This is a genomic window from Euzebya rosea, assembly GCF_003073135.1.
Taxonomy (GTDB): Bacteria; Actinomycetota; Nitriliruptoria; order Euzebyales; family Euzebyaceae; genus Euzebya; species Euzebya rosea.
The window spans coordinates 436387-451018 of sequence record NZ_PGDQ01000004.1 but is presented as its reverse complement, the minus strand read 5'-3'; the positions used below and the strand labels follow the sequence as shown (position 1 = coordinate 451018).

Below are 14632 nucleotides of genomic sequence, written 5' to 3'. Positions count from 1 at the left end.
GGGCCGGCGTCAACTGGGCCGGCGTCAACTGGGCCGGCGTCAACTGGGCCGGCGTCAACTGGGCCGGCGTCAACTGGGCCGGCGTCAACTGGGCCGGCGTCAACTGGGCCGACCAGCAGGGCTGATCCCGGCGCGGCTCAGGTGACGGTGACCACGCGGGTGTGGTACCCCTCGGCCCCGTTGGGGGCCACGGGGACGCGCTCCTCGGACTGGGTCGTTCCGGTTCGGTCGGTGGCACGCACGCGGATGACGTGCTGTCCCGGCCCGGCATCCCAGTCGAACCGCCACTGCCGCCAGGTGTCGACGTTGAGCTCGTCGGCCAGGACCGCCTCCTGCCACGGGCCGTCGTCGATGGACAGCTCCACCCGGTCCACGCCCCGCTGCTGTGCCCAGGCGACACCCGCGATCACCTGCGGGCCGGCCTGGAGCCGGGTCCCTCGCTTGGGCACGTCGATCCGGGACTGGGTCTTGACCGGACCCTCCTTCGACCAGCCCCGGGGCACCCAGTAGCCGTCGAAGGCCTCCCACGTGGTCAGCTCGATCTCCGACAGCCACTTCGTGGCCGACACGTAGCCGTACAGGCCGGGGACGATCAGCCGGGCGGGGAAGCCGTGGGCGATCGGCAGGGGCTCGCCGTTCATCGCCAGGGCGACCAAGCAGTCCCGACCGTCGAAGGCGATGTCGGTCGGGAACCCGCCCGTCCAGCCGTCCACGGACCGGCCGACGACCTGGTCCGCGGCGGGGTCGACACCCGCCATGTCCAGGACGTCCGACAGCCGGACCCCCTGCCAGCGGGCGTTGCCGATGAGGTCGCCCCCGACCTCGTTGGAGACACAGGCGATGGTGATGTCGGCCTCGACCTGCGGGAGGTCCAGGAGGTCCTGGTAGGTCAGCACGACCTCCCGGTCGACCATGCCGTGGATCCGCACCTGCCAGCTGTCGACGTCGACCATCGGCGGCGTCAGCGCGGTGTCGATCCGATAGAAGGTCTCGTTCGGCGTGAAGAACGGGGACAGGCCGTCGATGCCCTCGAACTCCGTCGCGAGGCCCACGGGTGCGGGTGTCCGGACCGCCTCCGGCAGGACCACCTCGTCCCGGGCGACGTTGATGGCGGTTCGCGACGAGAGCGTCCGACCGAACGCCCCGATCACACCGGCCACGGCGCCGAGACCCACGGCGATCCGGAGGAACTCACGTCGTCCACGACCCACCCCCGGGTGACCCACCGCGGCCCGGTCGATGCCCCGGTCGAGGCGCAGCAGCAGCCGGAGCGTCGCGACCCCGGCGGCCACACCCAACACGGCCGGCAGCAGCGACCAGGCGGTGCTGTCCAGCGGGTTGACCGTCGTCGCGGCGACGCCGAGCAGCCCGAAGGCGCCGATTCCCACCGACGCGATCCCGATCGAACGGCGCCGACCCACGACCCCCAGGACCGCACCGAAGAGCAACGCCAGGACCACGGTCCCGACGACCAGGGCCGTCTTCTCGTTGGTCCCGAAGAGGGCGATCGCGATCTCCTTGACCCGCGAGCCCGCCCCGAGCTCGACCACGCCGTTGCCGATCGCCACGACCAGCGACGGAGCCGACGGCACCAGGCCCGCCACCAGCTCGGTCGTGCCCAGCGCGATGCCGGCGGCCAGGAGGCCCGCCACGGCAGGGCGGCCCAGCCCGTCGGACGGGCTGGACGGCGGCATCTGGTCGCCGGCGGGCATGCCCGCGGGGTCGACGTCGGGGTGGGTGGCTGTCATCGTCTCGTTCAACGACCGATGGTGACGTGTGTTGGGGCCAACGCCGGTCACGTGATGGCTTCGTAAGAACTCCTGTGACCATCCTGCGTCAGCGACCCTCCGTCCGCTGACGCCGCGGACGGAGCGACTAGATTCAGTCCTCACGTGATCACCGAGCCCGACCCTGCTGCCGCCGTCCGCTCCCTTCCCCCGAGGGGCCCCGACGGGCGGTTCAGGCGACCCGAGGTCCAGGACCTGAGCGACCCGTCGTTGTACCTCAACCGCGAGCTGTCGTGGCTGGAGTTCAACCGTCGTGTGCTGGCGCAGGCAGCCGACTCCGCGGTGCCGCTGCTGGAACGGCTCCGCTTCATCAGCATCTTCCACTCCAACCTCGACGAGTTCTTCATGATCCGGGTCGCCGGCCTGAAGGACCAGGTCGCCGCCGGACTGCGGCTGCGCACCCCCGACGGCCTCTCGGCAGTGGAGCAGCTCGAAGCCATCTCGCGTCGCGTCCGGCCCATGGCCGAACAGTCGACCGTCACCCTGCACGAGCGGATCCTGCCGTTGCTGGCCCGTCGTGGGGTGGGGGTCGTGCACGTCGCCGACCTCGACGAGCGCACCCTCGGGCGGCTCCAGAAGCAGTTCGACGAGCAGATCTTCCCGGTCCTCACCCCGCTCGCCGTGGACCCCGGTCACCCGTTCCCCTACATCTCCAACCTGGCGATCTCCCTGGCCGTCTCGGTCCGCGACCACAAGACCGGGCACCGCAAGCTCGCCCGTGTGAAGGTGCCGGGTGTGCTGCCGCGCTTCTGGCAGGTGCCCGGATCGCGTCGGGCCTGGGTGCCGCTGGAGGAGCTGATCCGCTGGCGCCTCGACGCCCTGTTCCCCGGCATGGACGTCGAGTCCGCCCACCTGTTCCGGGTCACCCGAAACGCCGACATGGACGTCGACGAGGACGAGGCCGAGGACCTGCTGCTGGCCATCCAGGCCCAGCTGTCGCGTCGCCGCTTCGGCTCCGTCGTGCGCCTCGAGGTGGCCGACGACATGCCGGCGGAGACGGTCCGGACGCTCCAGGAGGAGCTGGACATCAGCACCATGCACACCTATCCGGTGCGTGGGTTGCTCGGCCTCGCCGACCTGTCGCAGCTGGCCGACCTGGACCAGCCGACCCTCCGGTTCTCACCGTGGGTCCCGGTCACCCACCCTCGCCTGCGGACCTGCGCCGACGATCCCGTCGACAGCCCGACGATGTTCGAGCGGATCGCCGAACACGACATCCTCCTGCGTCACCCCTATCACTCCTTCGCGACGTCGGTGGAGCAGTTCGTCACCGCCGCGGCGGACGATCCGCAGGTCCTTGCGATCAAGCAGACGCTCTACCGCACCTCCGGTGACTCACCGATGTTCCGGGCGTTGATCCACGCCGCCGAGGCCGGCAAGCAAGTGGTCGCCCTCGTCGAGCTGAAGGCCCGGTTCGACGAGGAGGCCAACATCGAGTGGGCCAGGATCCTCGAACGTGCCGGCGTGCATGTCGTCTACGGGCTCGTGGGGCTGAAGACCCACTGCAAGACCGTGCTGGTCGTCCGTCGGGAGGCCGAGGGCATCCGTCGATACGTCCACATCGGTACCGGCAACTACCACCCGGGCACCGCCAAGCTGTACACCGACCTCGGGCTGCTCACCGCCGACGCCGACATCGCCGAGGACGTCACGCAGCTGTTCAACTACCTGACCGGCTACGCCCGGCACGACCGCTACCGACAGCTCATGGTCGCACCGGTCTCGCTGCGCGACCGGGTCACCGAGCTCATCCGGGAACAGGCCGCGCTGGGCACCGAGGGCCTGATCCGCGTCAAGCTCAACTCCCTGTCGGATCGCAGCCTCATCCGCGAGCTGTACGCCGCGAGCCGGGCAGGCGCGACCGTCGACCTGATCGTGCGTGGTATCTGCGGCATCCGCCCGGGCATCCCGGGGGTCTCCGACCGGATCCGGGTCATGTCGGTCCTGGGCCGGCTGCTGGAGCACGAACGCATCCTCCAGTTCGGCCGGGACATGTGGATCGGCTCGGCGGACTGGCTGCCGAGGAACCTCGACCGTCGGGTGGAGGCCATGGTGCCCATCGAGGACGAGGACCTCGCCGCCGAGCTGCGCCGCATCCTCGACGTCACGTGGGAGGACACCCGTCAGGGCTGGCGGCTGCGGGCCGACGGCACCTGGGAGACCCCGCCCGACCTCGACGCGGTCGCCAGCCAGGCCCGGTTCATGGCCGAGACCCGCGCCGCCGACCTCGAGCAGGCCTGATGCCGCACGGGGGCCGTGCGAGGCGAGAACGTCGACGTCGGCGCCTCGGGGTGGCCCTGGTGCTGCTCCTGGCTGCCACCGCGTGCAGCACGACGCTGGCCAGGGAACCCGCGGCCGTGTCCTCCAAGGACCCGCTGGACCTGGCCGTCTGGGTCGGCCCCTCCCCCACCCTGCATCCGCACCGGGCCAACCGTCAGCTGACCGCCGCGTTGTTCTCGCCACTGGTGGTGGTCGACCCCGAGAGCCGCCTTCCGACCTGGGGCCCCGACGTGCCCGGGGCGCTGCTGGAGTCGGTGTCCAGCGAGGACCTTCGTCGCTGGGACCTCGGGGTCAAGGAGGGGTGGACGTGGCACGACGGCAGCCCCGTCGTCGCCGAGGACGTGGCGAGGGGCTGGCAGGCCGCCATCGATGCCGGCCTGCCGATCGTCTCGACCATCACCGACATCCGGGTGCGGGACAAGACGACCCTCTCCTTCGCCCTGGCCGCACCGTACGGGCAGCTGCCGGCGCTGCTGGCCGACGACGCATTCCTTCCCCTCCCACCGATGGCCCTGGCGGATCCGGCCCGGTTCGCCGAGGCACCGATCGGCAACGGCGTGTACCGCCTTGCGGGTCGCGAGGGCGACACGCTCCTCCTCGACGCCGTGCCCGACCATCCGGCTGGGGCGCCCGCCACCGGCCGGCTGCTGGCCGTCAGGACCGACGAGCCGTCGGTCGAGCAGCAGGTCGTGGTCGTCCCCGACGGCGTGCTGGAGCTGCCCGGCGACGCCGAGCGCGACCGGGTGCTGCGGGCGCCGGGGCGGCAGCTGGCCTACCTCGGCTTCCCGCTGACCGATCCCCGCTTCGCCGACCCCGACGTGCGGGTGGCGCTCGCCCAGGCCATCGACCGTGATGCGCTGGTGGACCTGCTGCCGGAGGGTGCCGCCGTTCCCGCCGACCGGCTGCTCGGCCCCGGCATGGCCCGGTCCGACGGACCCGTCTGCATGGCGTGTGCCCACGACCCCGCACGGGCAGCGGCGCTGTGGGCGCCACCCGTGGGCCCCCTGTCGATCTGGTTCGTCGCCGACGCCGGTCACGACGCCGTCATCGACGCCGTCGCCGGGGCCTGGTCAACCGTGCTCGGGGTCGACGACATCCAGCTGGCCACGCTCCCGGCGGAGGACCTGCTCGGCCGGCTGGCCGAGGCCGAGGTACCCGGCCCCTTCCGCCTGACGTGGGCCGCGGACACCCCTTCCCCCTCCCGCCTGCTGGAGCCGCTCTTCGGCCCGCGAGGGTCGGCCAACGACTTCCGATACCGGGCCGAGGGCGTGGCCGACGCCCTCGCTGCCGCCGACCTCGAACGTGACCTCGAGCGCGCGCTGGAGGCCTACGGCGTGGTCGAGCAGCAGGTGCTGGACGACATGCCGCTCGTCCCCCTGTGGTTCTCCACGGTTGGCGTCGCCATGGACGGGGACGTCACCGTGGAGGTGGACGGTCGTGGACTGCTCGACTGGGCCAGCCTCGACCGCTCGTGAGCGGTGCCTGTCCCCAACGGTGACCGGTCCCGAGCCCGTCGGTCAGGTCACCCGGACGGCGGTCAGGTCGACGCCACCGAACGGATCGACCCGGACGCCGGTGACGTCCTCGCCGACGACCATGGCCAGGCGGGAGGTGACGACGGGCACGACGACGTGGTCGCGGTTGACCACGATCTCCTCGACCCGGCGGAGCAACGCCTCTCGCTGCTCGACATCGACGATCCTCGCGGCTTGGTCGAGGAGGGCATCGACCTGCGGGTCCCGGTAGCGCATGTAGTTCAGGCCGCCACGGTCCGGGGTCTGCGAGGAGTGCAGCAACGGGTACAGGATGTCCAGCGACGACGGCACGTCGGCCGTCAGTGGCAACCGGAACATCCCGACCCCACCGGCGGCCAGGCGGTCCAGGTACTCGGTGAGGGTCGGTGCGGGCCCCCGCCAGTTGGACACGAGGGTGTAGCCACGGTCGCTGAGCGCCTCGCGCAGGACGTCTCGGATCCGCTCGTGGCCCCCCTCGGCGTTGAACGCGAGGGTCAACCCCGGCACCCCTGCGTCGGCCAGCCGATCGGCCCCACCCGACGGGTTGAAGGTGCACAGCTCGCACATGCCGGCCGACAGGCGGGAGATCGTGGGCGGCAGCAGGGACGTGGCCGGGTCGAGGTTGCCACCGTCGTTCTCCGAGGCGATCCGCTGCCGGTCCAGGAAGAGGCTTGCGGCCTCCCTGACCTCCACGTCGTCGTAGGGCTCCACCGACCGGTCGATGGCCAGCAGGTAGGTCTCGGGTGTCGAGCCGATGACGAGCCCGGGGCCGGTGTAGCTGCCGGGCGTGGCGGGATACTCCGTGGCCGCCAGCTCCAGCGCTTCCGGTGGCACCTGCGCCAGGTCGCGCCGTCCCTGCCTGAACGCGAGGAAGTTCGTGTCGAGGTCGGCGATGCGGAAGACGACCTCGCCGATGCCGTCCTCCGGGCGGCTGCCGTTGGCCCAGCCGTCCCACCGTGCAGCGCGGACGAACTCGTCGTGCACCCACGGTTCGCTGGCACGGAACGGGCCGTTGCCGACCGGCTGCAGTGCGTAGGCGGCCGGGTCGGCCACGGAGGCGACCGGCTGCACCGGGCCCAGGGACGGGTGGGCGAGGAGTATCGGCAGGTCACCACGGGGCCGGGACAGGACGACCTGCAGGTCGCCCTCCACGGTGACGCGGAGCCCCGACAGGCTCGTCGCCGTCCCGCTGGCCACGGCGTCGTACCCGACCACGTCGCGCAGCAGGTGCTGCATCGGTCCCGACGTGACCAGCGTGGTCCAGGCCCGGACGAACGCCTCCGCGGTGACGGGGGTGCCGTCCTGGAAGGTGGCCCCCGGTCGCAGCCGGAACGTCCACGACGTCGCATCGTCGTTGGCCGACCACTCCGTGGCGGCCGACGGGACAGCGCGTCCGGCGACGCCGGAGGAGGTGAGGGAGTCGAAGAGCGCGTCGACGACGGCGAAGTCGTCCCTGGTGCCCGCCATCGGGGGCACGATGCTGGTGGGCTCGCCGATCGCCCACCTGAAGGTTCCACCCGCCACGGCCGGCGGACCGGTCGAGGCGGTGGGTGCGGCCGGCAGCGGGGCCGGCGGGGCCTGCCGTGCCGGCGGGGTGCAGCCGCCCGCGACCAGCGCGAGGAGGAGGAGTCCGGTCAGGACCCCGTAGGGGCTGCGTGGCCCCGTCGAACGGCGACCGGTCAGACCAGGCGCAGCGCCAGCGCCATCGTCGTGACGGCGAACACGACGGCGGTGAGGACGGTGATGCGGTCCAGGTTCTTCTCCGCGATGGTCGAACCGCCCCCGCCGGACATGCTGCCGCCACCGAACATGTCCGACAACCCGCCGCCCTTGCCCGACTTCAGGAGGATGAACATGATCAGCAGGATCGACACGATCACGTGCAGCACGGTGAGAATGATGTTCAGCACTTGGGGGCTCCGCAGGTTCGGGACTGTCCGGCACAGGGCGGCCGGACCCGGAAGGGTCGATCCGGTGAACGACCGACGATGGTAGCCCACGACCGGGCCGATCGCCTCGCAGCGGTCCGCGGCCCGGCCACACGGCCCTCGCCCGTCCGGGTCAGCGGACGACGAAGACGCCGACGCGGGTGGTTCGGGCGTCGACACCCCAGAGCGGTTCCGCGCGCGGGGCGGTGACCAGGACGGGGCTGCCGTCCTCCCACACGTAGCCACCGTGCGCCCAGCCCGCGGTCCGCACCGGGGCCGAAGGGGCAACGCCACGCCGCCAGTCGGCGGTCGACTCCACCGTCAGGCAGTCCTCGCAGGTCGCTGCGCGCGCCGGTCGGGCGACGGTGGTCCCGAACGCCGTCGTCTCGGCGACGGTGAGCGTTCGGAAGGTCTGCAGTGCCGGGGACTCCACCGGGCGGGCCACCGGGCGCGACCACTGGCCGAGCAGCAACGAGGAGTCGGCCAGCTGCGCGGGGAGTACGACGGTGACCGCGGTGAGCGCCCCGAGGACCACGGCGAGGGCGGCCATCTCCACGCGTTCGCGGGTGCTCGACGCACGGGCCTCGCCCTCGATCAGGCGCACGACGCGAGCCGCGATCTGCTTGGCCCCGCCACGGAGGCCACCCTGGCGGAGGATGCGTGCCGGCATGCCGGCAGGTACCGGCAGCGGGGCGGGGACCATGGTGGCGCAGGCCATCGACGCCACGACGGTCACACCCCGGCGAGAGGCGCCCTCCCACACCTTGAGGATCGAGGAGGCCAGCGCGGCAGGGCGGCCGGTCGAGTCCGACGCGAGGTCGTCCGCCGCGTGTTCCTGCTCCTGCCGCAGCCAGCGGGCCGCGAGGTGGAGTGGTGGGACGAAGAAGGTCAGGTCCCGGATGACACCGATGGTGACGTTCAGGGGGACGTCCCGGCGGGCGATGTGCGCCAGCTCGTGGGCCAGGAGTCCCTCGAGCTCGCGGGTGTCGAGCTGGTCGACCAGGTCCGGGTCGACGCACACGACCGGGCGTCGAAGGCCGGTGGTGAAGGCGCCGCCGGGACAGTCGGGGATCAGGAGCAGCGGCGGGGACGTCAGCCCCAGCTTGGAGGCCATCCGTCGCACGCTGGCGATCACCGCCGGGTCGTCACACGGCACGGCCCCGCGGACGTACATGCGGATGGCGAGGTGGCTCAGGCCCCTGCGCAGCAGCAGGAACGACGCGACCGCCACGTAGGCGATCAGCAACCACTCCAGCTGGAGGACGCGGTACTCCTGACCGAAGAACTCCCAGGACTCCCCCGCGCCGGTCGTGGCGACCACGAGCGGCGGCAGGAACGCATCCCCGGCGCTGGCGACCGCGGCAGCCGCAGCCGTGGCGATGGGGGCCAGCACCAGTCCGCGACGGGCACGGCTGGACCGAACCCACCCGAGCCGGACGGCGGCCGCAGCCAGCGCAGCGGCGACCAGGGACCCGATCAGTGCGCGGGCCGCGAACGACTGGGTGCTGAGCAGAAGTCCCAGTCCGTCGGTGACGTCGCGAAGCCCTACGACACCATCTGTCATGCGTTCGAACGCTCCCAATGCCGGTTGCCGGTCATCCCTCGGCGGGGCATCGGGTCAATCGTCCTCGTCCGAACGTCGCGCGTCGATGCTTGCCCGCAGCGCGGAGAGTACATCCGGGTCACCCGAGTCGTCGATCTTCTCGACGAAGTAGCTCATGGCCGGTTCCGGGAAGGACTGGACGAGCCAGTCGACGACGGAGGTCACCGTCGACTTGGCGTACACCTCGCGGCTGACCGTCGGACGGTAGCGATGGGCCAGGCCCGTGGTGTCGCGTTCCAGCAGGCCCTTGCTCGCCAGCCGGGCCATCGTGGTCATGATGGTGGTGTAGGCCAGGTCACGCCGGTTGCGCAGCTCCTCGTGGACGTCGCGTACGGTCGCGTCGCCGAGGCGCCAGACCGTTTCCATGACGTCGGTCTCGAGGGGGCCCAGCAGGCCCTGCAGCTGCTTGTTGCGCTTTGCCATGGCGTCCTCCCCCGTTGCGGAGGGCTCGGTCGGTCCTGCGTGGAGGGCCGGCTGTGTCGGTCGTGGTCCGCCTGATCCTACCGCTGTCGCACCCCCGGCAACCGTTACAAGCGATGGAAACGTGCGATAACCGCGAAATCGTCGGCGTTCAGGCTCGCGCCGCCGACCAGGGCGCCGTCGATGTTGGGCTGCGACATGAGCTCGGCGACGTTGCCGGGCTTGACCGAGCCGCCGTACTGGATTCGGACGGCCTCGGCGGTCTCGGTGCCGTGCAGCTCGGCGACGGTCTCGCGGACGGTGGCGCAGCCGCCGTCGGCGTCCGACGGCAGGGCCGTGCGGCCGGTGCCGATGGCCCAGATCGGCTCGTAGGCGATGACCAGGTCGGCGACCTGCTCGGCGGACACCCCGGCGAGGCTGCCCGTGACCTGGCCGCGGATGACCGCCTCGGCCTCGCCGACCTCGCGCTGCTCCAGCGTCTCGCCGACGCAGAGGATCGGCGTCATCTCCGCGGCGATGATGGCCTTCACCTTGGCGTTGACGACCTCGTCGGTCTCACCGAAAAGGGTGCGACGTTCCGAGTGGCCGGCGATGACCCAGCTGCAGCCGAGGGCCGACAGCATGGTCGGGGAGATCTCCCCGGTGTAGGCACCGCTGGCCTCGTGGTGGCACGACTGTGCGCCGAGCGTCAGGTCCAGCCGGTCGCCCTCGATCAGGGTCTGGATGGACCGCAGCGAGGTGAACGGTGGGATGACCGCCACGTCGGCCTTCTCGAAGTCCGCCTTGTCGAGGTGGTAGGCGAGGTTCTGGACCAGCTGGATGCCCTCGAGGTGGGTGAGGTTCATCTTCCAGTTCCCGGCGATGACGGGCTTGCGACTCATGGGGATTCCTCTGCTGGATGGTGGTGGGGTGGTGGTCGGTCAGCCGCGCCGAAGGACGGCGACCCCGGGAAGGTCGATGCCCTCCAGGAACTCCAGCGACGCGCCACCGCCGGTGGAGACGTGGTCGATGCGGTCGGCCAGGCCCATCTGGCGGACGGCTGCGGCGCTGTCGCCACCGCCGATCACGGTGAATCCGTCGACGTCGGCCATGGCCTCGGCGACGCCCATGGTCCCGCTGGCGAAGGGCGGCCACTCGAACACGCCCATGGGGCCGTTCCACAGGACCGTGCGCGACGACGCCACCACGTGCGCGTACTCCGCGACGGTCTCGGGGCCGATGTCCAGTCCCATGGACCCTGCGGGGATCGCCGTGGAGGACACGACCTCGTGGGCCGCGTCGGCGGCGAACGCCTCGGCAGCGACCACATCGGTGGGCAGGTGCACGGTGACCCCCTGCGCCTCGGCCTTCTCCAGGACCTCGCGGGCGGTGTCGATCATGTCCTCCTCCACCCGGGACCCGCCGACGTCGCCGCCGGTGGCCGCCAGGAACGTGAAGCACATGGCCCCGCCGATGACCAGCGCGTCCACGCGGGGCATCAGGTTGTCGATGACGCTCAGCTTGTCGCTGACCTTCGAGCCGCCGAGGATGGCGGTGAACGGGGTCGCGGGGGCGTCCAGGAGCCTGGACAGCGCGGTGATCTCGGCCTGCAGCAGGTGCCCGGCGACGGCGTCGTCGAGCCGCTCGGGCACGCCGACGATGGAGGCGTGCGCACGGTGGGCAGCACCGAACGCATCCGAGACGTACGCGTCCCCGAGGGACGCCAGCGCGTCGGCGAAGGCGGGGTCGTTGGCCGTCTCCCCCGCCTCGAACCGCAGGTTCTCCAGCAGGGCGACACCACCGTCGTCCAGGCTCTCCACGGCGGCCCGGGCGTCGTCGCCAACGGTGTCGCGGGCGTAGCGGACGTCGATGTCCAGCAGCTCGGAGAGCCGCTGGGACACCGGCCCGAGCCGGAGCTCGTCGACGACCTGGCCCTTGGGCCGGCCGAGGTGGCTCATCAGCACGACGCGTGCGCCTGCCTCACGGAGCGCCCTGATGGTGGGCAGCGAGGCGGTGATGCGCAGCTCGTCGGTGATGCGGCCGCCGTCGAGTGGGACGTTGAGATCGGCCCGGACCAGCACGGTGCGCCCTGCGGCGTCGAGCTGGTCCAGGCCAGGTACCTGGCTCACGGTGATGTGGTTCCCGTCCGGTGGGGTGCTAGAGCGACGAGCCGACGAAGGTCGTCAGGTCGATGAGGCGGTTGGAGTAGCCCCACTCGTTGTCGTACCAGCCGAGGACCTTGACCATGTTGCCCATGGCGGACGTCGAGGCGCCGTCGAGGATGCAGGAGTGCGGGTTGCCGACGATGTCGGAGGACACGATCGGGTCCATGGTGAACTCGAGGATGCCCTTGAGGTCGCCGTCGGCGGCAGCCCTGAACGCGTCGTTGACCTGCTCGGCGGTCACGTCCTCCCGCAGGGTGCAGACGAGGTCGGTCAGGGACCCGTCCGGCACCGGGACGCGGACGGCCATGCCGTCGAGGCGCCCCTCGAGCTGCGGCAGCGCGAGCGAGGCGGCCTTGGCAGCGCCGGTGGTGGTCGGGATGATGTTGACCGCGGCGGCGCGGGCCCGGCGGAGGTCGGAGTGCGGCGCGTCCTGGGTGCCCTGGTCGTTGGTGTAGGCGTGGATCGTGGTCATGAAGCCACGCTCGATCCCGAACTGCTCGTCGAGGACCTTCGCCATCGGCACCACCGAGTTGGTGGTGCAGGACGCGTTGGAGATGATGTGGTGGCTGGCGGCGTCGTAGGTGTCCTGGTTGACGCCCATCACGATCGTGACGTCCTCGTTCTTCGCCGGGGCGGAGATGATCACCTTCCGGGCGCCGGCCTCGAGGTGTGCGGAGGCCTTCTCGCGGGCCGTGAACAGGCCGGTGGACTCGATGACGATCTCGGCGCCGAGGTCCTTCCAGGGCAGGTCGCCCGGGTTGCGCTCGCTGAAGACCCGCATCTCGTCGCCGTCGATGACCAGGCCGTTCTCGCTGACCTCGACGGTGCCGTCGAAGCGGCCGTGCACGCTGTCGTACTTCAGCAGGTGGGCGAGGGTCTCGTTGCTGGTCAGGTCGTTGACACCGACGATGTCGATGTCGGCGCCGGCCTGCTTGGCGGCGCGAAGGAAGTTGCGACCGATGCGGCCGAAGCCGTTGATGCCGACCTTGAGGGTCATTGGGGTACCCGCTCTCCTCGAGAGATGTGTTTGATGTGTGACGCCACATATTCAAGCACGGTGGCGTCGGTGCCGCGCGAGCCTAACCCAAGCCGTCGCGTCGTCAGCATCCGGCGGCCGGACAGTCGCGATGCAGGGCAGGCGGTTCAGCCGTCCTCGGCAAGGGCGATGAGCCGCTGCAGGCGTCGGTGGACCGTGGCCTTGCCGACGGGCGGGTCCAGCAGCTCGCCGAGCTCGGTGAGGGATGCCTCGGGGTTGGCGACGCGGGCCAGCGCGACATCGGCCAGGTCCTCGGGCAGGCCGTCCCACCCGAGCGCCGCGACCAGCTGCTCGATGGCGGTGATGTGCGCCCCGGCCGCCGCGGTGGCGCGCCGCAGGTTCGCCCGGTCGGCGTTGACCGCCCGCGTGACCTTGCGCCGAAGTTCCCGTCGCATGCGGCCCCCGTCGAAGGCGAGGAAGGTCTGGTGGGCGCCGACGGACGCCAGCAGCTCGGCGACGGCATCGCCGGACTTGACGACCACCCGGTCGCCGACCACAGCGGAGGCGGGCACGAGCGTCGACAGCTCGGTGGCCCGCCGGTCGTCGGGCGCCCGGATCTCCAGGTGGACGGGGGCCCCGACGCCGCTGAGCGTGCCGGCCACCATCAGCGCGCCGGCCAGGTAGCCCTCGGGTGGGTCGATGTCACCGGGTTGCCGGCGGACCGGCCGGCCGTCGTCGTCCAGGACGCCGAGCACGTGGAGGGCGTCGCCGGTCACATCGACCAGGTAGGCGTCCCCACCACGCAGGTTGCCGCCCTGGCGTCGGGCGAGGCCGGGATGGACGCCGGCGATGTCGACCAGGGTCCCCCGCAGTCGGCGGGCCACGGCCCCGACGGCGCAGCGGACCACCACGGCCACGCTCGGGCCGTCGTGACCGCCCCTGACGCGCAGGGTGCCGGCGAGGTCGACCATGGCACGGGCCTCGGCCAGCCGACGGGCGCTGCCGAGGTCGTCGGCGTGGGCCAGCTCCTCGCGAAGCGCGACCGTCAGGCTCATGCCTCGTCGAGCAGGCGGCGGATGGCTGCGGCCAGCCGAACGGGATCGTGGGCACCCACCCGCTGGGAGCCGTCGCCCTCGGCCAGGTCCGCGTGGTGGACCCCGCTGACTCCTCGTCCGGACACGTCCGGCGGCAAGGCGGGTCCGGACCCGTCCGGTTCGGGACCGTCGTGGCAGAGCACCTCGATAGAGGTCCGCTCGGGGAGGTAGTCCAGCAGCGCCTCGACGTGGTCGCGGGCCGACATGCCCGCGGTCTCGCCCGCCTGGGCGGTCAGGTTGGCGGCGTAGACGATCCGCGCGTCGGTGTCGTCGAGCGCCTCGGCGATGCCGGGCACGAGCAGGTTGGGGATGATGCTCGTGAACAGGCTGCCCGGTCCCAGGACGACGAGGTCGGCCTCGTCGATGGCCTCCATCGCCAGCGGACACGCGCGGGGTTCCTCCGGCTCCAGCCACACGCGGCGGTCGCGGCCCTCGGTGGTCGCCACGGCGACCTGGCCCTCGACCTCGGTGCCGTCGATCGCGGCGACGAGCGTGACGTCGTCGGTCGTGCAGGGCCACACCCGCCCGCGGCAGTCCAGCAGCCGGGCCGCCCGCTCCATGGCGACCAGCACGTCGCCGCCGGCCTGCTCGATCATCGCCACGAGGGCCAGGTTGCCCAGCGAGTGGCCGTCGAGGCCACCCCCGTTGAACCGATGCCCGAAGACCTCCGGGAGCGGACCCGGCGGTGCCAGGGCCAGCAGCCCCATGCGCATGTCGCCGAGGGCGATGATCCCCCGCTCACGGCGCAGCCGGCCCGAGGACCCGCCGTCGTCGGCGACGGTCACGACCGCGGTGGCGTCGACCTCCATCAGGCGCAGTGCTTCGAGGGTCCGGGACAGCCCGTGTCCACCCCCGATGGCCACCACGCGTTCGGCTCCGGCCATCG

General features: G+C 71.7%; 12 protein-coding genes. 2 read left to right on the top strand and 10 right to left on the bottom strand.

Translation table 11 applies throughout. The features are described 5' to 3' along the window. Positions 1-137: 137 nt before the first annotated feature. Positions 138-1694 carry a molybdopterin-dependent oxidoreductase gene (locus tag CUC05_RS07220; RefSeq protein WP_108665436.1) on the bottom strand — a complete coding sequence of 519 codons (1557 nt, stop codon included), beginning with the start codon at positions 1692-1694 and terminating at the stop codon, positions 138-140. A 198-nt stretch (positions 1695-1892) separates the two neighbouring features. Between CUC05_RS07220 and ppk1 the strand changes: the two genes are divergently transcribed. Together ppk1 and CUC05_RS07210 are read left to right on the top strand one after the other, a co-directional pair. Continuing rightward, positions 1893-4028 carry a polyphosphate kinase 1 gene (gene ppk1 / locus CUC05_RS07215; RefSeq protein ID WP_108665382.1) on the top strand — a complete coding sequence of 712 codons (2136 nt, stop codon included), beginning with the start codon at positions 1893-1895 and terminating at the stop codon, positions 4026-4028. Between the two features lie 59 nt (positions 4029-4087). After that, positions 4088-5542, top strand: coding sequence for an ABC transporter substrate-binding protein (locus tag CUC05_RS07210; protein WP_170127937.1), 1455 nt, complete (start codon positions 4088-4090; stop codon positions 5540-5542). Between the two features lie 42 nt (positions 5543-5584). Here the strand turns inward: CUC05_RS07210 and CUC05_RS07205 are convergent, their stop codons facing one another. The 9 genes from CUC05_RS07205 to CUC05_RS07165 form a co-directional block, all read right to left on the bottom strand. Further along, complete coding sequence (locus CUC05_RS07205) at positions 5585-7048, bottom strand: ABC transporter substrate-binding protein (protein WP_157965314.1); 1464 nt, start codon at positions 7046-7048, stop codon at positions 5585-5587. A gap of 212 nt (positions 7049-7260) precedes the next feature. Next, positions 7261-7491, bottom strand: coding sequence for a preprotein translocase subunit SecG (secG, locus tag CUC05_RS07200; RefSeq protein WP_174236200.1), 231 nt, complete (start codon positions 7489-7491; stop codon positions 7261-7263). A 151-nt stretch (positions 7492-7642) separates the two neighbouring features. Next, the gene (locus CUC05_RS07195; RefSeq protein WP_108665379.1) at positions 7643-9073 is read right to left on the bottom strand and encodes a M56 family metallopeptidase; all 1431 of its coding nucleotides are present in this window, start codon (positions 9071-9073) and stop codon (positions 7643-7645) included. A 54-nt stretch (positions 9074-9127) separates the two neighbouring features. Beyond that, on the bottom strand, positions 9128-9535 hold the full coding sequence (locus CUC05_RS07190) for a BlaI/MecI/CopY family transcriptional regulator (protein ID WP_108665378.1): 408 nt from the start codon (positions 9533-9535) through the stop codon (positions 9128-9130). A 104-nt stretch (positions 9536-9639) separates the two neighbouring features. Then, positions 9640-10413, bottom strand: coding sequence for a triose-phosphate isomerase (tpiA, locus tag CUC05_RS07185; protein WP_108665377.1), 774 nt, complete (start codon positions 10411-10413; stop codon positions 9640-9642). 39 nt (positions 10414-10452) lie between these two features. Next, positions 10453-11640 (bottom strand): phosphoglycerate kinase, encoded by a 1188-nt coding sequence (locus CUC05_RS07180; RefSeq protein WP_157965313.1) that lies wholly within the window; start codon positions 11638-11640, stop codon positions 10453-10455. Positions 11641-11668: 28 nt separating this feature from the next. Next, entirely contained in the window at positions 11669-12673 is a 1005-nt protein-coding gene (gene gap / locus CUC05_RS07175) for a type I glyceraldehyde-3-phosphate dehydrogenase (protein WP_108665375.1), read from the bottom strand. 146 nt (positions 12674-12819) lie between these two features. Further along, positions 12820-13707 carry a DNA-binding protein WhiA gene (gene whiA / locus CUC05_RS07170; protein ID WP_108665374.1) on the bottom strand — a complete coding sequence of 296 codons (888 nt, stop codon included), beginning with the start codon at positions 13705-13707 and terminating at the stop codon, positions 12820-12822. Then, positions 13704-14630, bottom strand: coding sequence for a gluconeogenesis factor YvcK family protein (locus CUC05_RS07165; RefSeq protein WP_108665373.1), 927 nt, complete (start codon positions 14628-14630; stop codon positions 13704-13706). Before CUC05_RS07165 ends, whiA begins: the two co-directional genes overlap by 4 nt. Between the last annotated feature and the right edge of the window lie 2 nt (positions 14631-14632).

Bases quoted from the DNA above. Each gene is read 5' to 3' on its own strand.
- gap (WP_108665375.1), bottom strand. From the start codon at position 12,673: ATGACCCTCAAGGTCGGCATCAACGGCTTCGGCCGCATCGGTCGCAAC.
- CUC05_RS07165 (WP_108665373.1), bottom strand. From the start codon at position 14,630: ATGGCCGGAGCCGAACGCGTGGTGGCCATCGGGGGTGGACACGGGCTG.
- whiA (WP_108665374.1), bottom strand. From the start codon at position 13,707: ATGAGCCTGACGGTCGCGCTTCGCGAGGAGCTGGCCCACGCCGACGAC.
- CUC05_RS07195 (WP_108665379.1), bottom strand. From the start codon at position 9,073: ATGACAGATGGTGTCGTAGGGCTTCGCGACGTCACCGACGGACTGGGA.
- CUC05_RS07205 (WP_157965314.1), bottom strand. From the start codon at position 7,048: ATGGCGGGCACCAGGGACGACTTCGCCGTCGTCGACGCGCTCTTCGAC.
- tpiA (WP_108665377.1), bottom strand. From the start codon at position 10,413: ATGAGTCGCAAGCCCGTCATCGCCGGGAACTGGAAGATGAACCTCACC.
- CUC05_RS07220 (WP_108665436.1), bottom strand. From the start codon at position 1,694: ATGCCGCCGTCCAGCCCGTCCGACGGGCTGGGCCGCCCTGCCGTGGCG.
- CUC05_RS07190 (WP_108665378.1), bottom strand. From the start codon at position 9,535: ATGGCAAAGCGCAACAAGCAGCTGCAGGGCCTGCTGGGCCCCCTCGAG.